The sequence below is a fragment of the Stenotrophomonas sp. FBCC-B152 genome (assembly GCF_059134105.1).
Map to the genome: position 1 here is coordinate 1,676,893 of NZ_CP101442.1, position 21,488 is coordinate 1,698,380.

17 protein-coding genes are annotated in these 21,488 nt (G+C 59.8%); 12 read left to right on the forward strand and 5 right to left on the reverse strand.

Going from position 1 to position 21,488, the window contains the following annotated elements:
• Positions 1 to 6 precede the first annotated feature (6 nt).
• From NMB40_RS07965 to NMB40_RS07975, 3 genes are read left to right on the forward strand one after another with little or no spacing between them, the layout of a single operon-like run.
• Entirely contained in the window at positions 7 to 1,311 is a 1,305-nt protein-coding gene (locus NMB40_RS07965; protein ID WP_026070508.1) for an NAD(P)/FAD-dependent oxidoreductase, read from the forward strand.
• A 54-nt stretch (positions 1,312 to 1,365) separates the two neighbouring features.
• Positions 1,366 to 2,694: a replication-associated recombination protein A gene (locus NMB40_RS07970; protein ID WP_005413341.1), complete on the forward strand. Its 1,329-nt coding sequence runs from the start codon at positions 1,366 to 1,368 to the stop codon at positions 2,692 to 2,694.
• Positions 2,695 to 2,735: 41 nt separating this feature from the next.
• Positions 2,736 to 5,387 (forward strand): excinuclease ABC subunit UvrA, encoded by a 2,652-nt coding sequence (locus tag NMB40_RS07975; RefSeq protein ID WP_494360674.1) that lies wholly within the window; start codon positions 2,736 to 2,738, stop codon positions 5,385 to 5,387.
• Positions 5,388 to 5,472: 85 nt separating this feature from the next.
• On the opposite strand, the gene NMB40_RS07980 is transcribed toward NMB40_RS07975, so the two are convergent.
• Positions 5,473 to 6,432 (reverse strand): LysR family transcriptional regulator, encoded by a 960-nt coding sequence (locus NMB40_RS07980; RefSeq protein ID WP_017354479.1) that lies wholly within the window; start codon positions 6,430 to 6,432, stop codon positions 5,473 to 5,475.
• A gap of 131 nt (positions 6,433 to 6,563) precedes the next feature.
• Between NMB40_RS07980 and NMB40_RS07985 the strand changes: the two genes are divergently transcribed.
• The 9 genes from NMB40_RS07985 (at position 6,564) to NMB40_RS08025 (ending at position 14,964) form a co-directional block, all read left to right on the forward strand.
• On the forward strand, positions 6,564 to 6,971 hold the full coding sequence (locus NMB40_RS07985; protein WP_017354478.1) for a ketosteroid isomerase-related protein: 408 nt from the start codon (positions 6,564 to 6,566) through the stop codon (positions 6,969 to 6,971).
• 1 nt (position 6,972) lies between these two features.
• Entirely contained in the window at positions 6,973 to 7,578 is a 606-nt protein-coding gene (locus NMB40_RS07990; protein ID WP_017354477.1) for a GNAT family N-acetyltransferase, read from the forward strand.
• A complete protein-coding gene (locus NMB40_RS07995; protein ID WP_017354476.1) occupies positions 7,575 to 8,447 on the forward strand; it encodes a carbon-nitrogen hydrolase family protein in 873 nt (290 codons plus the stop codon). The genes NMB40_RS07990 and NMB40_RS07995 overlap by 4 nt, the downstream gene beginning before the upstream one ends.
• A 72-nt stretch (positions 8,448 to 8,519) precedes the next feature.
• Positions 8,520 to 9,809, forward strand: a complete 1,290-nt coding sequence (locus tag NMB40_RS08000; RefSeq protein ID WP_037590709.1) for an NAD(P)/FAD-dependent oxidoreductase — start codon at positions 8,520 to 8,522, stop codon at positions 9,807 to 9,809.
• A 265-nt stretch (positions 9,810 to 10,074) separates the two neighbouring features.
• A complete protein-coding gene (locus NMB40_RS08005; protein ID WP_005413335.1) occupies positions 10,075 to 11,184 on the forward strand; it encodes an S-(hydroxymethyl)glutathione dehydrogenase/class III alcohol dehydrogenase in 1,110 nt (369 codons plus the stop codon).
• Positions 11,185 to 11,240: 56 nt separating this feature from the next.
• The gene (gene gfa, locus NMB40_RS08010) at positions 11,241 to 11,816 is read left to right on the forward strand and encodes an S-(hydroxymethyl)glutathione synthase (protein WP_005413334.1); all 576 of its coding nucleotides are present in this window, start codon (positions 11,241 to 11,243) and stop codon (positions 11,814 to 11,816) included.
• A 97-nt stretch (positions 11,817 to 11,913) separates the two neighbouring features.
• The gene (locus NMB40_RS08015) at positions 11,914 to 12,657 is read left to right on the forward strand and encodes a cation diffusion facilitator family transporter (RefSeq protein WP_049400906.1); all 744 of its coding nucleotides are present in this window, start codon (positions 11,914 to 11,916) and stop codon (positions 12,655 to 12,657) included.
• A 543-nt stretch (positions 12,658 to 13,200) separates the two neighbouring features.
• Positions 13,201 to 14,241: a lipid A deacylase LpxR family protein gene (locus tag NMB40_RS08020; protein ID WP_017354473.1), complete on the forward strand. Its 1,041-nt coding sequence runs from the start codon at positions 13,201 to 13,203 to the stop codon at positions 14,239 to 14,241.
• A 108-nt stretch (positions 14,242 to 14,349) separates the two neighbouring features.
• Positions 14,350 to 14,964 carry a flavodoxin family protein gene (locus tag NMB40_RS08025; protein ID WP_157804745.1) on the forward strand — a complete coding sequence of 205 codons (615 nt, stop codon included), beginning with the start codon at positions 14,350 to 14,352 and terminating at the stop codon, positions 14,962 to 14,964.
• 144 nt (positions 14,965 to 15,108) lie between these two features.
• Here NMB40_RS08025 and NMB40_RS08030 read toward each other — a convergent pair whose 3' ends face one another.
• The 4 genes from NMB40_RS08030 to NMB40_RS08045 all read right to left on the reverse strand — a co-directional run bounded on the left by NMB40_RS08030 (position 15,109) and on the right by NMB40_RS08045 (position 21,458).
• Positions 15,109 to 15,363 carry a hypothetical protein gene (locus NMB40_RS08030; protein ID WP_239669690.1) on the reverse strand — a complete coding sequence of 85 codons (255 nt, stop codon included), beginning with the start codon at positions 15,361 to 15,363 and terminating at the stop codon, positions 15,109 to 15,111.
• A 504-nt stretch (positions 15,364 to 15,867) separates the two neighbouring features.
• Positions 15,868 to 18,624, reverse strand: a complete 2,757-nt coding sequence (locus tag NMB40_RS08035) for a caspase family protein (RefSeq protein WP_017354471.1) — start codon at positions 18,622 to 18,624, stop codon at positions 15,868 to 15,870.
• 57 nt (positions 18,625 to 18,681) lie between these two features.
• Positions 18,682 to 20,247, reverse strand: a complete 1,566-nt coding sequence (locus tag NMB40_RS08040) for a hypothetical protein (protein WP_017354470.1) — start codon at positions 20,245 to 20,247, stop codon at positions 18,682 to 18,684.
• Positions 20,248 to 20,600: 353 nt separating this feature from the next.
• On the reverse strand, positions 20,601 to 21,458 hold the full coding sequence (locus NMB40_RS08045) for a BrxR family helix-turn-helix transcriptional regulator (protein WP_146027645.1): 858 nt from the start codon (positions 21,456 to 21,458) through the stop codon (positions 20,601 to 20,603).
• Positions 21,459 to 21,488: the final 30 nt, after the last annotated feature.

Consider the following 21,488-nt stretch of genomic DNA (forward strand, 5'->3'; position numbering starts at 1 on the left):
GCTGCCGTGATCAAGACCTCCAGAAATCGTCATCAAGTTGTGATCGTTGGGGCGGGCTTCGGCGGACTGGAGGCCGCCACGCACCTTGAAGGAGTGGATGTCGATGTAACAATCATTGACCGGCGGAACTATCACTTGTTCCAGCCGCTGCTCTACCAGGTGGCTGGTGCGTCACTGTCACCGTCGGAGATCGCATGGCCGATCCGCTATCTGTTCCGTGACCGCCCGGAGGTCAGAACCCTCATGGCGGAGGTCGAGGGTGTGGATAAAGCTGCCCGCCAAGTGATCCTTCAGGACGGCACTCGATACCCTTACGACACCCTTGTGCTCGCTACGGGAGCAACACATGCCTACTTTGGGCATGACGAATGGTCGAAGTACGCTCCAGGCCTGAAGAGCCTGGAGGATGCAACAACCATTCGAGGCAGGATCTTGAGCGCGTTCGAGCAAGCGGAGCTCTGCAATGATCCCGAGGTTCGAGAGGCCCTTCAAACCTTTGTGATCATTGGTGGTGGGCCTACAGGTGTCGAGCTTGCCGGAACCATCGCGGAGCTGGCGCGTGGCACGCTGCAGGATGACTTTCGGTCAGTTGATCCCAGCAAAACCCGGGTATTTCTCATTGAGGCGGGTCCGCGGCTGCTCCCCGTCTTTCCTGAAAAGCTCTCCGAGTACACGAGGCGCGCCCTCGAGAAGCTTGGGGTATCCGTTTTGTTGGGGGCCCCTGTCACCGAGTGCGCCTCTGATGGGGTGATGCTCAATGGCAAGAAGCTGGCGGCATCCACAATCGTCTGGGCAGCGGGAGTTCAGGCGTCTCCAGCCGCACGTTGGCTCGACACCGAATCAGATCGGGCGGGGCGCGCAATCGTCGGCCCTGATCTAACGGTGCCTGGTTCCCCCAACATTTTCGTGATCGGGGACACTGCTTCATCAGCCACTGCGGACGGAAAGACCGTTCCTGGAATCGCGCCGGCGGCCAAGCAGCAAGGCAAGTACGTCGCGGGCCAGATTGAAGGGCTGATAACAGGGGCGCGGAGGACCGCTGCATTCAAGTACCGGCACCAGGGCAACCTCGCCACGATTGGACGCAGCCTTGCAGTAATCGATATGGGGAAGCTAAAGCTGAGCGGAGGAATCGCATGGTGGATCTGGAAGCTCGCTCACATCTACTTCCTTATCGGAGTGCGAAATCGCCTGAGCGTCGCAATGAGCTGGGTATGGAATCACAGCGTTGGATACAGAGGGGCTCGCATCATCCTCCGTGAAAAAGCAAGCAATGCCACAAGCGGCTCATTGGATGGGAAGCTGAAATAGGGGCCAAGACGCTCTGAATGCACACTCGCAACTGACTTCCCGAAGGAGAACACCTTGGCAGATCTATTCACAGCGAAACCAAGGGCACCACTGGCCGAACTGCTACGACCGAAGTCTCTCGACGAGTTCGTTGGGCAGCAACACCTGCTGGGGCCGGGGAAGCCTTTGCGTCTTGCCTTTGAAGCAAGAAGTCTGCACTCCTTCATCATGTGGGGGCCCCCGGGCGTCGGTAAGACCACCCTGGGGCGCCTCGCAGCGATGGTGACTGACAGTCACTTCATTGCGATCTCCGCCGTACTCGCCGGGGTAAAGGACATCAGGCAGGCCATTGATGATGCGCGGGCCGAACTCGACGTCCGCGGTCGCTCCACGGTACTTTTCGTCGACGAAATTCACCGGTTCAACAAGGCCCAGCAGGATGCGCTGCTACCTCACGTTGAATCAGGGCTACTCACGCTGGTGGGCGGCACCACAGAGCATCCAGGACTGGCCGTTAACTCGGCGCTGCTTTCGCGCGCGCAGGTGTACACACTTGAGCCTCTGTCTGACGCAGATCTTGAGAAGCTCTACGAACGCGCCAGACCTCACTTGCGAGGCGTTGACCTCTCCGATCCCGCATTGCAGCTGCTGAAGGGCTTCGCTGATGGTGATGGCCGCAGATTCCTGAATCTTCTCGAGCAGGTCTCAACTGCGGCCTCTGAGAAGCGGGTGGAAGAGGTGGATCTTGAGTTTGCCAAGCGCTCCACCAGCCCGTCACTGCGTCGATTCGATAAGGGCGGGGACGAGTTCTATTGGCAGCTCTCCGCGTTTCACAAATCACTGCGTGGCTCTGATCCCGACGCCTCCCTCTACTGGCTAGCGCGCATTCTGGATGGGGGCGGGGACGTGAGCCAGGTCACACGTCGAATGATTGTTATGGCAAGCGAAGATATCGGAAATGCTGATCCGGGCGCTCTGCACTTGGCCATCCACGCTGCGCAGGCGTATGAGCGACTTGGCTCTCCTGAAGGTGAAATTGTCTTGGCCCAGGCTGCGACCTATCTGGCGCTCTCCCCCAAGTCGAATGCGTCCTATGCGGCTTGGGATCTAGCAAGGGCCTTCGTCAAGGAGCACGGATCATTACCAGTTCCCATGCATCTTCGGAATGCTCCAGCGAAGCTTATGAGGCAGATGGGGTATCGACAAGCATATCGCTACGCGCATCATGAGCCAGACGGCTACGCAGCTGGACAGACGTACCTGCCGGAGGGTGTGGAGAGGCCGAACTGGTATCGGCCCACTGATCGGGGAGCTGAGCGCGCCTTGGCTGAGAGACAGGCATGGCAGCGAGCCTTGGATGAAGAGGCATCGCAAACCGAAGCCGATCCCTCTTCGGGCCAGTGATCCAGCTGAACTTAACGTCTACAACCTACAGAGACATGCACATGCCAAACGCCACATTCGGTGAAGCTTCCTGCAGTGTCGCAGCAAGCGGCCTTGTAGAGGTGCGCGGTGCGCGTGAGAACAACCTTAGAGACGTTGATGTCTCAATTCCTCGCAACGCACTGGTCGTCTTTTCCGGTGTATCCGGTTCCGGGAAGTCATCTCTTGCATTCGGGACAATCTATGCGGAAGCTCAAAGGAGGTACTTTGAGTCCGTTGCTCCCTATGCTCGACGCCTAATCGATCAGGCAGGCGTCCCTGATGTTGACTCCATCGATGGACTCCCGCCGGCAGTAGCGCTGCAGCAGCAGCGTGGTGCCAGCAATGCGCGATCTTCGGTGGGTAGCGTCACCACGCTATCCAGCCTCATTCGTATGATGTATTCCCGCGCGGGAGCATATCCGGCTGATCAGCCTATGCTTTATGCCGAGGACTTCTCACCCAATACTCCCCAGGGCGCATGCGCGACCTGCCATGGCCTTGGCCATGTGTACGAGGTGACAGAGGCCCTCATGGTGCCGGATCCAAAGCTGAGCATCCGTGAGCGTGCCATTGCTTCGTGGCCACCTGCATGGCACGGGCAGAACCTTCGCGACATTCTGGTGACGCTGGGCTACGACATTGATAGGCCTTGGAAGGACCTTCCCAAGAAAGACCGCGATTGGATTCTGTTTACCGAGGAGTCGCCCACTGTGCCGGTCTATGCTGGGTTCACGCCGGCGGAGACGCGTGCGGCCCTGAAGCGTAAAACTGAGCCGAGCTACATGGGAACCTTCACTGGCGCCCGTAGGTATGTCCTGCACACGTTTGCTAACACGCAAAGTGCCCTGATGAGGCGCCGCGTATCGCGATACATGGAGGGTAAGCTTTGTCCCACCTGCCATGGCAAGCGCCTTAAGGCAGAGTCGCTGTCAGTGACATTTGCGGGTGTGGGCATTGGTCAATTCATGCAGATGCCTCTTGACCAACTGGCTTCCCTGCTCGAGCCCATTTCTCAAGGAGACTTCAGTGCTCATGCTGGCGGGGGCAAGGCGAACAAGGAAGCCACCCGTCGTGATCGCGCCGATAGGGCGGCCAGTGGGCGGGCGGTCCACGCGGTGTCTCCTGACGTCCGCCGCACCTCAGCGCTGTCGGAGGAGAAGCGCCTGGCCGCGCAGCGCCTCGCTAGTGGAGTGATGAGCCGAATCAGTCAGTTGCGTGGCCTTGGGCTTGGCTATCTAACTTTGGATCGCGCTACGCCGACATTGTCCGCTGGCGAGCTGCAGCGATTGAGACTCGCCACGCAGTTGAGCTCGCTGCTCTTTGGCGTGGTGTACGTGTTGGACGAGCCGTCGGCAGGTCTTCATCCCTCCGACAGCCAGGCTCTCTATGACGCCTTGGACCGCCTCCGCGACGGTGGTAATTCCGTATTTGTTGTGGAGCACGATCTGGAGCTGATGCGCCGTGCCCAGTGGTTGGTGGATGTTGGGCCTGAGGCGGGAGAGCGGGGCGGCAAAGTGCTCTACAGCGGAGAGCCGGATGGTCTTCGTGACATCGACGAGTCACGTACCGCGTTGTACCTCTTTGACAAGGTCCCGCCCCCTAGTGGCCAAGAGCGTCAAGCGAGTGGTTGGCTGGAACTTCAGGGCATCCAGCGTCACAACCTGAAGCGCATTGATGCGAAGATACCTCTGGGCATCCTCACCGCGGTGACCGGGATTTCGGGATCGGGCAAGTCCAGCCTCGTCGCCCAAGCGTTGCCGGAGCTGATGATGCTTCAACTTGGACACGAGCCTGAAGACGACGCGGTGGAAACGGGGGCAGCAGACGGGCCAACCGTCATCGAGACGACAGGGGGACACCTCGGCGGAGATGTCGATGCTATTCAGCGTCTCGTCCAGGTTGATCAGAAGCCAATCGGACGGACGCCGCGATCGAATCTCGCGACTTACACCGGCCTTTTCGATCATGTTCGAAAGCTGTTTGCCGCAACACCAGATGCGCGGCGTCGACGTTACGACGCAGGTCGATTCTCCTTCAACGTGGCCAAGGGACGTTGTGAGACGTGCGAAGGGGAGGGGTTCGTGAGCGTCGAGCTGCTGTTTATGCCTAGCGTCTATGCACCGTGCCCAACGTGCCACGGTGCGCGATACAACGAAGCTACGCTGAAGGTGCTTTGGAACGGTAAGAACATTGCAGACGTTCTGCGGATGACTGTCGAGGATGCACGTGAATTCTTTGGCGATGAGGACGCGATCGCTCGCCCACTTCAGTTGCTGAAGGAGATTGGCCTTGGATACCTTCGACTGGGCCAGCCGGCTACCGAGCTATCGGGTGGTGAAGCGCAGCGCATCAAGCTGGCCACAGAGCTTCAACGAAGCCAGCGCGGGCGGACACTGTATGTCCTGGATGAACCCACTACGGGCCTCCATGCCTCGGACGCGGATAGGCTGCTTGTGCAGCTCCAGCGGCTCGTTGATGCCGGCAATACGGTGGTCATGATTGAGCACGACATGCGTGCCGTTGCTCAGGCGGATTGGGTAATCGACGTGGGTCCAGGTGCCGGTGATGCGGGCGGGCAGATCGTGGCGGCAGGAACTCCAAAACAGGTCGCTCGCGTGAAGAGAAGCCGTACCGCCCCCTTCTTGGCTGAGGAACTCGCCCGCGCGGGTTGACCCGACGCTCTTTTGGCCACCATGAGCGTCCCTGGCGCTCATGGCGGCCAGATCCCGTATCAGAGAGCGGCCAAGCGACTCGGCATTAGCGCTTCCCTGCTTTGGATGGCGTTAGGGCCGAGGTGGGGGAGGGCGCCATCTGCGTAAGGCTTGGTAGTGCTCCGACGGCGGAATGGAGTGCATCGAAAACTACTCTGACGCGAGGTGAGACTGGGCCGCGTTGAGGCCGATAGACGTACAAGCCCCACGGCGCAGGATCGAATTCTTCCATCACACGCTGCAGAACACCTGACTGAATGAGTGGGGCAGCCATGTAATCAGCAAGTTGGGCAAACCCCAAGCCCGCAATGACCCCTGCCATCTCCATGTCGGCATTGTCTGCAATGAAGACCGGTGCTGTCGGCGCCACCTGTACGCCTCCAGCCAGGTACCAGGGCCAGGGCCTGCCTGTATTGATGTCCACCGATGCAACCAGTGGAAACCGCGAGAGCTCGCTAGTCTCCGCTGGTGCTCCGATTCTCTCTACAAGTGCGGGGGAGCCAACGATGTGCAGTCGCATCTCTCCTGCCTTCTTCGCAATGAATCTGCTATCACGCATGAAGCCGACGCGGATTCCGACATCGATCCCTTCATCGACAGCGTCTGCAACCCGATCGCTTAAGCGAACGTCCAAGACAATTCCCGGGTGACTTTGGGTCACTGTATCCAAGGCGGCAAGAACTGCCCTGGAGCCCATGCTGTGAGGGGCACTAATTCGGACTGTGCCCACAATCTGTGAGGCCGTCGCCTTGGTTCGCGGGCGCCACAGCTTGTCTAAGCCCTCAAGCGCCGGCCGCAGCTGATGTAAGAGATCCTCCCCAAAGGCCGTGATGCGAACCTGGCGTGTGCTTCGGTGGAACAACAGCTCCCCGTAATGACTTTCAAGGGCCTGTATCGCTCGGGTGATGGCCTGAGGAGAGCTTCCCAGTCGAACAGCGGCCTCACGAAAGCTCGGCGCCTCAGCCGCGGCCCTAAACGTCTTTAGAAGATCCAGCTCGCTGTTCATCTCAAGGCCCCCATGGTCGTTGGGCTCATATTATTCCATTTCAGGGAATTATGAAATCCTATCAATTCCATATACAACAATTCTTCAGGTCTCCAGAATTCCTCCACACCCTCACCTGACCGGAGAACCTGATGAGCAAGTTCAACTACATCGAAGAGTACTACCAGGCATTCAACCGCGGTGATCGCGACGCGATGCTCTCGATGCTCACTGATGACGTTGTGCACGATCTAAATCAGGGGAGTCGCGAAGTAGGGATCGACGCATTCCGCGCGTTCCTGAGCCGCATGGATTCCTGCTACAGCGAGCAGCTTCACGACATCGTGGTGATGTACAGCAGCGATGGTGCGCGTGCCGGCGCGGAGTACGTGGTGCACGGACTCTACCACCACACGGACGAAGGTCTCCCTGCAGCGGCAGGGCAGATCTATGTTCTTCCCGGTGGCGCGTTCTTTGACATCCGTGATGGAAAGATTGCGCGCGTCACCAACTACTACAACCTGGAGGACTGGATTTCCCAGGTCCACAAGGCGCCCTGAAATGGCTACCAACGTGCGAGTAGAGGTACTGGTCGGCACCGAAATCGAGGACTGGCTCGATCGCGTCGCTCAGTTGCGGATCGAGATATTCAGTAGCTATCCCTACCTGTACGAAGGAGACATGGACTATGAGCGTCACTACCTCCGCAATTATGCGACGTCTGACGGGGGCATCGTTGTCCTGGCCAGGGATGGAAGGGACGTTGTAGGTGCATCGACTGGCCTTCCTTTGTTGAGCGCCGATGCCGCTTTCATTCGTCCCTTCCAGGAGCACGGTCCCCGGCCAGAAGAAGTCTTCTACTGCGGGGAGTCCGTACTGAGGCCGGAGTACAGAGGAGCTGGCTTGGGCCACGTCTTCTTTGATCGAAGAGAGGAGCAAGCCCGACGAAAGGGCTTCAAGTGGTCTTCTTTCGCGTCGGTGGTTCGGTCGGAGACTGATCCGCTTAGGCCACCTGGATATCGAAGCAATGAAGGCTTCTGGACTCGCCGTGGGTATGCACAACAGAGCGCGATGAAGGTCGCTCTTCCTTGGCGGCAGCATGGGGCCACGCACGAAACCGAGCAGACACTTTCACTTTGGCTCCGTTCCTTGGAGGACGTTACATGAAGATTGCAGCAGCTAAGTACGTGATCGGTCGTCCGAAGACCTTTGCCGAGTTCGCTGCGCGCCAGCGCCGAATTCTGAATGACGCACGGGAACAAGGAGTTGAGCTTGCAGTACTTCCGGAATACCTGTCGCTGGAACTGGGTTCGACTCTTCCAGAAGCTCTTCAGCTTAGCCTGAGGTCCACCCTGGAGTCGCTCCAGATCTATCAGAGCGCATGGTGTGAGCTCTATAGCACCTTGGCTGTCGAACTGGGAATGACCATCCAGGCAGGAACGTTCCTCACCGCAACATCCCATGGGATGTATCGCAACCGTGCCTGGTGGTTCACAGCTGATGGTCGCAGCGGATGGCAGGACAAGCTTCAGCTTACTGGCTTCGAGAAGCAGGCAGTTGTCATCGAGCCTGGCGATCGCATCGCGGCGTTTGAGCAGGACGGAAAGCGTGTCGGGATTGCGGTTTGCTATGACAGCGAATTTCCGCTTCCTGTTCGCCTCCAGCAGGAGGCAGGGGTGCGCTTGCTGTTGGTGCCAAGTTGCACCGACACCGACGCCGGTGCCACCCGTGTCGATGTTGGGTGCCGAGCGCGAGCGCTTGAGAATCGGATGTTCGTGGCAAAGGCGGTCACCGCTGGCGTCGCCGACTGGAGTGAAGCGCTTGATGTCAACACCGGTGAGGCAATGATCCTCTCACCGATGGACCATGGCTTCCCCAGTGACGGCGTGCTCGCAGCGACCTCCGACGATCAGGAGTGGGCGATTGCTGACATTGACTTCGCAGCGCTCGAAGCAAGCCGTGCACGAGCGCAGGTAGCCGTCGACAAGGATTGGGATGGTCAGCTCCGCTTCCATTCCGTTGAGGTCCTGAACTAACCAACGTCTAGATGCCTGGGCCATGAAGTGCTCGTGGGCGTCGCTGGCAACTCAAATACCTGGGGAATCAAAATGCATCGTATTGTCATTGTTGGTGGTGGGGCCGGAGGGCTGGAGCTGGCTACGCAGCTGGGCCGGAAGCTCGGGCGCTCAGGGCGAGCAAAAGTCACTCTTGTCGATGCTCGGATGACGCATCTGTGGAAGCCACTTCTTCACGAGGTTGCCTCAGGCGCGTTGGATGCCGCAGAAAGTGAGCTCAACTATCTCGCCCAGGCTAGCTGGAATCACTTCCAGTTTCAGTTGGGGCGGATGACGGGTTTGGATCAGAAGTCCAGAAAGATCGAGCTTGCCCCACTGTACGATGAGGAGGGCAACGTTATTGCGCCCCGTCGCTCGATCTCCTACGACACCCTGGTGATCAGCGTGGGTAGCGGAACGAACGACTTTGGAACTCCCGGTGCAGCGGATCATTGCCTGTTCCTGGACGATCCCGATGCCGCCATTGCTTTCCAGAAGCGGCTGCTGAGCGAGTACATGGGCGCGCAAGCGCGCGGCAAGTCAGAAACACTGGAGGTTGCGATCGTCGGCGCCGGCGCCACCGGTGTCGAGCTGGCGGCCGAGCTGCGTGATGCTGCAAGGCAATTTAGCGCTTATGGGCTGGACAAGATCTCTCCCGAGAATCTGAAAATCACGCTTATCGAGGCTGGTCCGCGAGTGCTGCCAGCTCTGCCAGAGCGCGTGAGCCTGCCGGTCGCCGAGCGACTTGTACATGAAGGCGTTCGTGTCATGTGTGGCTCGGCTGTGACCCTAGTGGATGAAGAGGGCCTGCAACTCGCCAATGGCATCAAGGTTGCTGCGAGGCTGAAGGTATGGGCGGCGGGCATCCGTGCTCCCGTCTTCCTTGCATCCCTCGGGAACCTAAAGACCAATCGCATCAACCAGCTCGAGGTATCTGAAACGCTGCAGACAACGCAGGATCCGAACATCTTCGCATTCGGGGATTGTGCAGCCTGCCCGAATGGACACAGCGGTACAAACGTTCCCCCCAGGGCACAGGCCGCTCATCAGCAGGCTCACTTCCTTGCGCAGGCGATTACCCGCCGTATCGAGGGACGCCCGCTGCCCAGCTTCACCTATCGAGACTATGGATCGCTGGTGTCCCTGTCGAGGGAGGGCGCCGTTGGCACGCTGATGGGTAACCTCATGGGGTCATTCAAGGTCGAGGGCTGGCTGGCCAGGATGTTCTACATCTCACTGTATCGCATGCACCAGAGGAGCCTGTTCGGTACACGCCGGGTGGTTGCGCGCATGCTGGCAGACGCATTGGGACGGAGTACGGAGCCTCGCCTCAAGTTGCATTGATGCGGGCGAGCTGAGGGGCGGAGCTGCGAGTCAACAATTCCAACGCAAGGAATTATGAAATCCAATCTGTTCCATATACAGCAATCCATCGAAGTCCAATACTTGGTCCCAACAGCTCGCCAAGAAGAATGCTGTAGGCGCATTCGACCTGATTGAAACGCGTTCTAGAGCCGGCGCCAGGGGCGGCGCGCCCGATGTACCACTGATCAAGCTCGCCCCAAAGACCGTTGTCGCACTTATCTCGTTACACCCAAGGAGAACTCACATGAAATCCCGTGCAGCCGTTGCATTCGGTCCCGGTCAACCGCTCGAGATCGTCGAAATCGATGTTGCTCCGCCGAAGAAGGGCGAAGTACTGGTGAAGATCACCAGCACTGGTGTCTGCCATACCGACGCATTCACCCTGTCGGGCAATGACCCTGAAGGCCTGTTCCCGGTGGTGCTGGGCCATGAAGGCGCCGGCATCGTTGTCGAAGTGGGCGAGGGCGTGACCAGTGTGAAGCCCGGCGATCACGTCATCCCGCTGTACACCGCAGAATGCGGTGAGTGTCTGTTCTGCAAGAGCGGCAAGACCAACCTGTGCGTTGCCGTACGCGCCACCCAGGGTAAGGGTGTGATGCCTGATGGCACCAGCCGCTTCAGCTACAACGGCCAGCCGCTGTATCACTACATGGGCTGCTCGACCTTCAGCGAGTACACCGTCGTGGCCGAAGTCTCTCTGGCCAAGATCAATCCGGAAGCGAATCCGGAGCACGTCTGCCTGCTCGGTTGCGGTGTCACCACTGGCATTGGTGCGGTGCACAACACGGCCAAGGTGCAGGAAGGTGACAGCGTGGCCGTGTTCGGCCTCGGTGGCATCGGCCTGGCGGTGATCCAGGGTGCTCGTCAGGCGAAGGCTGGTCGCATCATCGCAGTGGACACCAACCCGTCCAAGTTCGAGTTGGCCAAGCAGTTCGGCGCAACCGAATTCGTGAACCCGAAGGATTACGACCGTCCGGTTCAAGAAGTCATCGTTGAGATGACCGGCTGGGGCGTCGATCACAGCTTCGAGTGCATCGGCAACGTCAATGTGATGCGTTCGGCGCTGGAGTGTGCACACCGCGGCTGGGGCCAGAGCGTTGTCATCGGTGTGGCCGGTGCTGGTCAGGAGATCTCCACCCGTCCGTTCCAGCTCGTGACCGGTCGTCGCTGGATTGGCAGCGCCTTCGGTGGTGTGAAGGGCCGTAGCCAGCTGCCTGGCATGGTCGAAGACGCCATGCGGGGTGAGATCGATCTGGCTCCGTTCGTGACCCATACGATGGGCCTGGAAGCAATCAACGAAGCCTTCGAACTCATGCACGAAGGCAAGTCCATTCGTACTGTCATCAACTACTGATGCACCGCAGCACCGGGCAACCGGTGCTGCACTTCCAACAATAGGAGTTTAAGTCCATGCAACACCAAACTATCCATCCCTCGGTCGATTCCGGCGTCGTTGCCGGAACCGCCGGCTTCAAGGGCGGCACGCTGAAGTGCCTGTGCTCTGACAAGCCGGTTGAGATCTCCGTCGCAAGCAATGTGGCCCACAACCATGCCTGTGGTTGCACCAAGTGCTGGAAGCCGGAAGGCGCCATCTTCTCCGTGGTCGGTGTCGTTCCCCGCGATACCGTTTCGATCACGGCGAATGCCGACAAGCTGGCGATTGTCGATCCGGCTGCGACCATCCAGCGCCACGCGTGCAAGGACTGCGGTGTCCACATGTTTGGCCGCATCGAGAACAAGTCCCATGCCTTCTACGGCCTGGACTTCATTCACGTTGAACTGTCCGAACAGAAGGGCTGGGAAGAACCGCGCTTCGCCGCATTCGTGTCTTCGATCATCGAAGGCGGCGGCGCAAGGCCGGAACAGATGGACGGCGTCCGTAGCCGCCTGAAGGCTCTGTCCCTGGAGCCGTACGACGTGTTGAACCCGCCGCTCATGGATGCGCTGTCCGCGCATGCTGCACGACTCAGCGGCGTTCTCTCCTAAGCAGTGTAAATGCCGCCCCTTGCATGCAAGGGGCGGTACTTCCTGACAGTACGCCACCGGCGTATACATTTTCGCTCAGAGCCTGGAGTCTTCGACCATGTCCTTGCTTCCCCCCAACGCAATGCACGAGCGGACTCTGCAGGGCGTACAGAGCACCGGCAACGCACGGGCAATTACGAAGGCCGCGACTCTCACTGCGGTCATGATGTCCGTCGAAATTGCTGGAGGATGGGCCTTCAACTCGATGGCTCTTCTCGCAGATGGCTGGCACATGAGCTCTCACGTGCTGGTACTCCTGTTCGCACTTTCTATCGCTTGGTACGCTGAGCGGAATCAGAGCCGCCCAGAGCGCGCGGCTCGGGTGCTAGCGGTTGAGCTCATCGCGGCGAGCGTAAGCGCGATGATCATGCTTTGGATTGCCGCTTCGATGGCCTATGAATCGACGGAGCGTCTCCATGCGCCAGAGGCTGTTCAGTACTCAGAAGCGCTTGCCATCGCCGTTGCGGGTTTGATTACAAATATATTCTCAGCGCGGTGGCTACATTCTGCCTACCATCGCGAAGGTGCTGCGGTTGATCACTGCCACGTTCCGCATGAGCGCCATGCTGACGAGAAGGGGGCCGATGCGCGCAGGAGTCCCAATCTTCGTGCGGCCTATCTTCACGTCGCTACGGACACCGCTGTAACGGCACTCGCAATTACTGCACTTGTCGTGGGGATGATCTGGGACGTGACGTGGCTGGACTCAGTCACAGGCCTCATCGGAGCGTCGGTTGTCGCAGTCTGGGCCATTAGATTGCTTCGTAGCTCCATTTCGGCGTGGATAGGTCGGCGTAAGTAGCTAGTGCGGTGGTGCCTCCGTGCTCAGCACGGAGGCTAGCCCTGCGATTGGGAGCCTTCCACAAAACTCGCTGCGACCGGAGTCATTCCTGGACGCATCTGGCGAGCCCGCTGAGCGCATATGCCCCACCTCACATGATGCGGAGTTGCTGGCGGGGTGGCCATTCTCTCAGTCAGAGATCAACAAACTGACTGTGATTCTGAAACGTCCATCTTGAGCGGCTGACGTTGCTTCGCAGCGAGGTGACGTGCCCTTCAGTCTAGGTCAGTACCTGGGGCGCCGGCTGTTGCGGCACTAGGGGAGGGCCTGGACGATCTCTTGCTCAGGCGAACGTCTTGGCGAGCCCAAGAGCGCTAGATACTGCTGCAGGGATGCGCCGCCTTTGAAAGCAATTGGCGTGCGGCCGGCTGATGGCCTGGTGTATGGCTCAAACCCCTTCCTCCGGGTCTACTGCGACAGCGCATTAGATCTTCAATTGAACCTCACATTGAGTCAAATGGCAGCAAGCCCATGAAAAGACTGGCGCTTAGTCGGTTGTCTGTGATGGCGGCACTCGTGTTCCTGGCCGCTGCCCGAGCCCCGGTGGCCCAGGCGGCCGAACAATGTGGCCCGGACGCGATGCGCGATCACCCGCCGCAGATCAGCTTCCGCGTCGACAACGACCTGTTCGGTGGCCGCCACCAAGACCAGGGCTATACCAACGGCGCGCAGCTGACCCTGGTCTCGCCGAACCTGGTCGACTACACCGCCGACCCGTGCCTGCCGCGCATGGCGCGCTGGGTGAACCAGTACCTGGAAGGCCTGCACCCCGGCAGGTTCGAGCAGCAGAACATGATCTTCAGCATCGGCCAGGCCATCTTCACCCCCACCGACCCGACCCGCCGCGACCTGATCGAGGATGACCGGCCGTATGCCGGCGTGCTGCTGGCCAGCTTCGGCTTCAACGCACGCAGCGGCGACCGCCTGCAGACCACCCAGCTGGCCGTGGGCGTGGTCGGGCCCTGGGCCCAGGGCAGGCAGGTGCAGAACGCCGTGCACGACGCGCTAGGGGACGAGAAGTTCAAGGGTTGGGACAACCAGCTGCACAACGAGCCGGTGTTCATGCTGACCCACGAGCGCATGCGCCGCTGGCCGGCCGATGCCAGTGTCAATGCCGGCGGCTGGGGCTGGGATGCGATCAGTCACTATGGCGGTGCGATCGGCAACCTGGAAACCAAGGCCAACGCCGGTGGCGAAGTGCGCTTCGGCTGGAAGCTGCCCGACGACTTCGGCAGCACGCCGCTGCGCCCGGCCGGCGAGAACACCGCGCCGACCCGTGGTGGCCGCCTCAGCGGCTGGTCCTGGCACTTGTTTGCGACCACCGACGCGGCATGGGTAATCCGCGACATCACTCTGGACGGCAATACCTTCCGCAACAGCCACAGCGTGGACAAGCGCCACGTGGTCGCCCAAGGCGGCTACGGCATCGCGGTGATGCGCGGGCGCTGGAGATTCGCAATGGCGCGTTACCACAGCACCCGGGAGTTCTATGGCCAGCGCCAGTCGCCGGTGTTCGGAAGCTTCACTATTAGCCGCTCGCTATAGTAGGTGGCGACGATCGCGGGTGTTCGACCATGCAATGTCCTTGAGTGCAGTACCTCGCAGAGCGACTACAGAAGTAACGCGGGAGTGCATGATGGAGAGTACTGAATGATGCTAATCACCAAGCTCGTCGTAGTCATCGTCGCGCTTGCCGCTGGGATCAAGGTGATTGATTGCTGTGTCGTGTGGGCAGCGCGACGAAGGCTGGAGAAACTTCAGAAGCTAAAGGCGCCGGCCCCATCGAGATCTCCTTTACCCGATGCCCTGGTGGTCTACTACTCTCGCTCTGGGCACACCGCCTTAGCCTCTAGTTATCTGGCGAACCAGTTACACGCCGATCTGCGTGCTGTCGAAGCATTTGACTACTCATTGGGCTTGGCCGGGTGGGTGAATGCTATGGCTGATGGGGGTCTTGATGACGCGTGGATAAATCCCGCGTGGATGGATCTAGCTCCCTATGACGCTATCTATTTGGGAACACCCATCTGGCGTGGTTGCCCAGCGCCGCCGGCTTGGGAGTTTGTTAGGAGCAACATGTTCCCTGGGAAAAAGGTCGTACTAGTCACTACATCCAGAGGATCATGGAAGCAGTCAGCTATTGAGCTCCTTGGGCGAGAGATAGTTCGACGAGGTGCGCGATCATTCGAGCATCGGCCTTTGGCGCGCAAGCGTGCCTGGTTCAGAAGATCGGACCCAGATGATCTCAGAATTACGGATCTGATGTGACCGACCTACCATGAATGCCCCCGGCCAATGCTGCGTTTAGTCGGCACCCCTCGCCTTAGCTAGCGCTATGCCAATCGCCGCGTCGCCCCTTGCTGCACGCTCGTCAACGGCCTAGGGCCGTCCCGAGAGTTTCGTGAGGTGGTTTCATTCGCGATTGTCGAGCCGTCCGTTAGACAACGCATGCTGGAGAGCAATCGCAACCTGCGTCGCGGCGTAGACCCAATCGTTGTCTTCTTCGTACGGATCCACTTCCGAATCTTCTTTGCCACCATGGAAGAGGTTGTTGCGGACTTGCCGCATGGCTTCCACCAGCGCGACCGCATCCGATTCGGCATCCAATGGGCAGGGGCAAAAGCGGGCCACCAAGTTCCCGTTCTCTTCAATAATCATCTGCTTCATGGGGCGCTCATCGCGTTGACAGAGAAGGCGCGCACGCGCCGACTCAGGAACCTCTGACGCGAAATCGTCGCCCAACTTTCGGACGCGCTCTTGCACCTTGCGCCAAGCCACGTCGGACGTCGGTTGCCCCGTCCGGTCTTTCCGGAAGAAGTCCCCGTGCCGTCGGAGCTGGAATTCCAGTTTGCTCACGGTCTTGAGAAGGTCGTAGGCGAGATTGGCGCTTACCGGCATTTCAGCATTCTATGTGAGTAGTGTGAGGTCCGAATCGCAAACTGCCACAGCGAAGGCACAAGGACCACCAAGAAATGGCGCTACTTGAGAGCCGCCTAACACGCGGGAGGATGTCATCCTGTAGGCCGGGCGTCGCACCTCATCTAGATTCTTGACCTATAACCGCTTCGGGCTGGCAACGCAGGTCGGCAGTGACTTGGGACAACTTTGCCTAGACACCGCTAAGAATACTTGGATGGGGTTCGCGTGAAGGCCGCGCTTACGATTCGCCTCTCAGTAGTCGTCCATTGATTGCAGGTGAGTGCTGCGCTTCGACTTGGTGGCTGTCGAGTCTGGGTCGGGTTCATCTCCGTTCACCGTTACCCACTCGATGAGAGGGCCCAGGTCGGATTGGCGGCGGGCTTCCGCATACAGCTTGCTATAGGCGGCCATGGCGTATATCGGCGACAGCATGAGCTCCGCTGCCAAGGCGAAGACATCGGACTCGGGTGGCAGCGACACAGTGGTGAAGGCGCCGCTGTCGGCATCGGTGTGGCGCTCAGCCAGCGCATCCAGAAGACGCCGACGGAGTGCTTGCTGGAAGGGGCTATGGGTGGGATTAGGACACCTCAGGCCGTCTTCGACCGGAACCCAGGTGTCCAGTGACCAGGCGGGGGCGAGCACTTGCGGGGTTGCCGCGTCGTCAATCCCCTGTGCATTACCCTTCAGAGTGCCCATAGCCTGGTCAGAAAGCCGATTTCGCAACAACCAGCGGTCATCAACTGAACGCTGCCAGAGAGTCCATAGACTCCCACCGGACCGCCATTGGCCGATCTCCTCGAACAGTTCGGAGGCCAGTCCGCCTCGCGCCTCCAGCTTTGAGGCAAGGCTCCATGAGGCCGCCAGCGCGGGTGGGTTACGGAGCGGATGGGCCACGTTCGATAGGCCTAGCCATTGCGCGAGCACCGCAAAATCGGATAGACCCTCCCTGATTTCCTTAGGAACGGCTGCAACGCATTGTCCAACGGTATCGATGTGCTGCCCGCCCCGCTGGAAGGCAGCGAGGGCCGCGTACAAGGCCCACATCGGGCTGGCCATTGCTTGCTCGGTTGATGGCACCGCCACCTCCCGGCCGACTGTAAGCTGCGCTCGCGCCGCCTCCGTCGCAAGCCCGATCGGATCGAACAGCAGTGACGCACTTCCCATCCGGACCAGATGGATGGAGGCAGTCGCCAAGTCGAGCATTCGTGCGCCCTGAGTGTCCACCATCGGAGGGGTTGGCGGAGCTGAGGTACAGTCAAGGTAGATCTCGGTACGCCACCCCTTAATCACCGGGACGACCAGTCCGTCTTCATTCGACTCGTCCCAAGGGCTGGCCGTTCGCAGTGCGAGGCTGCCAGCTGTTGCTGCTAATTTGAGGTAGGCGTAGCCGAGCCTGTCGTCCGTACCACTGTGGATGAGGCGCTCCTCCAAGGTTGCCCCTACAAGGGAACTGAGGTGCCACTGCCGCCACGGTGGCGCGGGGTTTAGAGAGCCGTCGGGACTGAAACTGGAGTCGCGCGCGAAGACAAAGACCTCACCGATTTCGCTGAGATCGCGGCTTGGCTCCGTCGGAATCATCGAGTATTCAGCGGCATGAAGGGACTGATTTTGGTGCGTGGTTGACGTGCCGATGACGGGCGCAGCCGCGGAAAATTCGGGCCCGGGCAACCGCTGGTCGAGGGGCGCATCCGCAACAACGAACAGCGATTGCGCCGATTCGGCCCCGACGTGCACCAGGGCTTTGTAGAGTCCCGGAGCTAAGGACAGCGAGACCACTCCCGTACCGATGCTGACACGAGCGTAGCTAGCATCGAGCACCGTGATCTGCGCGTTGGGATTGTCCGTCCTCAACACCACCGGCTGCGCTGCAACCTCGTCGGTTCGCAAAGCGGGCATGTCGATAGGTGCAGCAACGGGAGGGGTGTTGCCTGCAGCTGGCAGCACCGGGTAGGGAACCTCGAAGGCGACGTCGGGTAGATTCCCTGGTGTAACGACGAGATGCAGACCCGGGGTCAGCTCCACGATGGGATGCTCGAGCTGGCGAAGCTGGCTACTGCGTAGCTGCCCATTTGGCGTCATGTCGGTGGGCGGCGCGGGTGGGTAAGGTGAGATGTCAGGATCCGGTTGCCGGTCGATGGCCGCGAATTTAGCAATGATGCGGCTCAGGTCGACGGCAACCCGGCGTGGGAGCGCGGAAGCTGGCGCCGACGCCGGGCGCTGATATATTCGAATCCGCTTCGTTGCGGGAGTCAGTGGTGGCGTGTATCCGGTTTCCTGTTCGTAGCGATCGGCCCATAGCACCTGGAAGTAGTCCGCGACGGCGCGATCCGTCACCCATCCGTCGGCGTCAGGCGGTGCGCTGCGCAGCGCGTCCAGTAGGACGCTAGTGAACAGGCCGCGAGACTGCCCGGCCGGGCCAATGTTGCGCTCAAAGGACTGACGTCCCCGCGGCGCTCCATACGCCTGGAACAATCGGACGTGTGCCGTTCGTTGCCGGTCCGGCGGGGTCCAAGTCGGCTCGAGCACCTGGCTCGCCTTGAGTACGTCCTGGCAGCAGTCCGTTACCAGGATGATTTCATCAAAGAAACCCGCGTTGGCGATTTTCGACGCATAACGCAGGACGGCGATATGCGCCGTGTCGCCGTTTTGCGCGACGGCCGAGAATAGTGCCGGGTCGTGAATCGCCGAACCGGCTGTGAACCCGTGTCCGGCGAAGAACAGATACAAGCGCTGTCCAATGCGGTCATGCCATCCGTTCGGGGTGCGCAGCCATAGATTAAGCGCCTTCTTGAGCTCCTTCTCGGTCGGGTTTGCGTCGTCCGGGGTCGCTGCCACGCCATAATCCTGCGACCGTATGACTTGGATACGTCGGGTGTCCAGGTCGCCGTACTCCGGATCGAGGAGCCATTGCCGGAACTCTTCGCCATCGTTCTCAGGTCCATGGAGGTCACTCAGGCCGGGATAACGGTTAATTGTCAGCACGATCGCGTAGTGATCATCTCGCGGCATGTCCACATCTCTCCCTGTTGCGTACACAAGGGCACCTTTGGCGTGCTCTCGAAGATGTCACCATCCGCCGAGGAGGCTCTCAACGCTGAGCAGCGTATCTTCGTCGTCGTCGAAAGCTCCGTGATCAATGCTTGTGCTGTTCAAGCCTGCTGTCTGTCCTTGGGACTTGGACCAGATCGTACGGTTCGGTGCAGCTCCGAGCCACGCGCGGACTGCACCTATTTCGGGAAACTTGCTATCTGAGTAGATGTGGTGCCAAGCGAAGAAGCGTTCCATGCCCAGCAGCGGCATGTCCGGTTCGTCGACGAGCGTTCCGTCGGAATTTGGGCGCGATTCGAGGACACCCGACACCAGATAGAGGAGGGAGCTGGGATAGATGAAGCGCTTCCAGTCCTGCCCATTGGGAAATTTAGAGTCGTCTCCGACGACCTGATCGTCCCGTTCGAATTCATCGCGCATGCCAAACAAGCGGAAGTGACGGATGCGATCGCCATGTTGGGTGATCGTGGCGGCAAAGCGCTCGTAGGTGATGGCGGGCGCCAGGAACACGACGTCGAATGCAATCTCGGCCGGCAGAAGCTCTGATGCCTTGTCAAGCCAATTGGCGATGTAGACGGCGCCAGTGCTGTGGCCGACTAGAGTGATCCTCGATAGCAGCCCTTCAGAGGCATGGGCGGCACGCAGCCGCTCCAGCAGCGCAGTTCCGGCATACAGGTCGGAGCCGTCGCCGAACGCATCGAGTGAGTCCTGCTTCATGCGGTTCCACTGGAGTGCCTTGCCCCATTCATTGAGTCCACTGCCACCAAAATGAACACCACGCAACACTTCCTCTACGACCGTTGCATACAGGCCGTGATCGCGTTGATCCGCGTACCGACGCAGAACACCCTGCAGGATGCGCTTCACCAGAAGGGAAACTTTGAACCAGACGATCAACCCGCGGCCTCCCTCGACCCCGGCGACCTGCGTTGATACCGCCTGCGAGAACGGGGTATCTCGAACGCTCGCTCCGCCCCCGATGAATGCATCGCGTGCTTCGTCTAACGCGGTTGGCAGGGTTTGCATGGCGACCACAAACTCGCTGTCGGTTTGCAAGTCGGCTTCGATCTCGGCGTCGTCGATCAGCGCACTCGCCGCACGCGCACCTGAGGGCCCCACTACAGGTTTGAAATCACGGTAGGGCACGTGATTGCGACTGGGATCGCTCCAATATGTATCAACTGCCTGGCGGACCTTCCCTGCATCGACGTTGCCCGGCGTGATGGTCCGGGCGCCGTTGCTACCTCCCAAGCGGCGGAGCGCGTACTCTAGCGCCTTGCGCACCAGATTCTTGAATACCGGCTCATCCGGCAGCTCGCGCAGGTTGTTGCGGATCGTTTCAACGAAACCCGACTCCCACACGGAAAAAACCGGATAGGCCGATTGAGAAAAGCGCCCCTCAAGTCGCTGGGCAATACCGATACCCGCGGCCTTGTCGACCAGGCCCCCGTGAAAGTAAAGCAGCAAATGACCACGCCCGTCCTTACGAAGCGCCGTGACGATAGCGTCGATATCCTCTGGCTTCGTATCGGTTCCGGCACCGATACGGCCGTTGCGACTGTGGATTTGATGCAGACTGCCCATACCTGGCCCCCTGTGACCAGAATGATGCCAACCCAGAGTGCCATGAGTTTATGAAGTGGGCAATCAGTAATCGCCTAGGTAGGGATTGGTCACCTCAATGCCGAGTAAGCGAAGGGCTAGAGTTGAATGCCCCGGACCATGCCGCAGCTGGGGCGGTAGTTTGCATTTGGCGCTCGATCGATAGGGACACGAGGGCACGGCTCATCGACCTGATCATTGAGGTACAGACGGAGAATTGGCTTTGAATGCCAATGGCGTCCATCTGATACGGTTCCTATGTAGGGTAGCTACCCAGGCAGGGGTAGCGCGGTATCCGTGCCGGGCCTCAAGTTTGGCTACGATCATGCCATCCGCTAATTCAGCTCGCCAAATAGCCACGGTTGGATCGCGGTTGGATCGTCGACGCAGAGGTGAAATTCGTTCGGCGGCTCCTTCTCTGCATCGGTGGCGCAGCGCAGTTCATGTAGTCGGTATTGGAGTAGTGCGGCACGGGTTCTTAACCTGTAGGCTGCCTTACCTCCGAAATACTCGATACGCACCATATCCTTCTGATCTGGTGTCAGATGCGGATGGGGGACGATCGACAGCTCTACCTGTGTCTGCCAGGCGGCGTCCTGGCTAGGCTCGGCCCGCTCTGGCCGAGGATCAGCCAGCTGTTTCAAGCCGCTCAGCCGATTTATAGACAGGTCCAGGAAGCGTCCGGCTTCCGCCTCGTCCTCGGCGATGACAAATGCGCGAACATGCCAGCGCCTGCCTGCCTGCACCAGCGCATGAGGGAACAGTCGTTTGGTGCGAGGTGCTGGGTTGCGCATGGACCGGTGCTCGCCAACGAGCCCCTTGCCCTCTCTGCAGGCACGATTAAGCAGTGCGAAGTGGCGTCGTTCAACGCCGCCGAGGATAAGCTGGGAGCTCTCGATAAAGCCTGTAGCTTCCTGGGGGCGCTCAAACGCAAGGTACTCTTCGATCAGCCCTTCGGTTAGGAGGGGTCTGAAGCCAGACATCGCCACGTATCCGCGCACATGGCTTCGGTACTCAAGGCCGCCTCCATTGAGTTCAGCATATTGGGTTAGCAATCGACTTACCGTGGTGATATGCAGATCAAACACTTGGCGTACTCGCTCATTGGTGACTTGCCCCTCCCAGAGGAGCAGCGTTTCGATGGCTCGAAGTGTTTCCGGACTTTTGTTTGGATTGGGGCGGGGGCGGGGCATGGGGCTGGGCCGGGGTCAGATGACACGCAG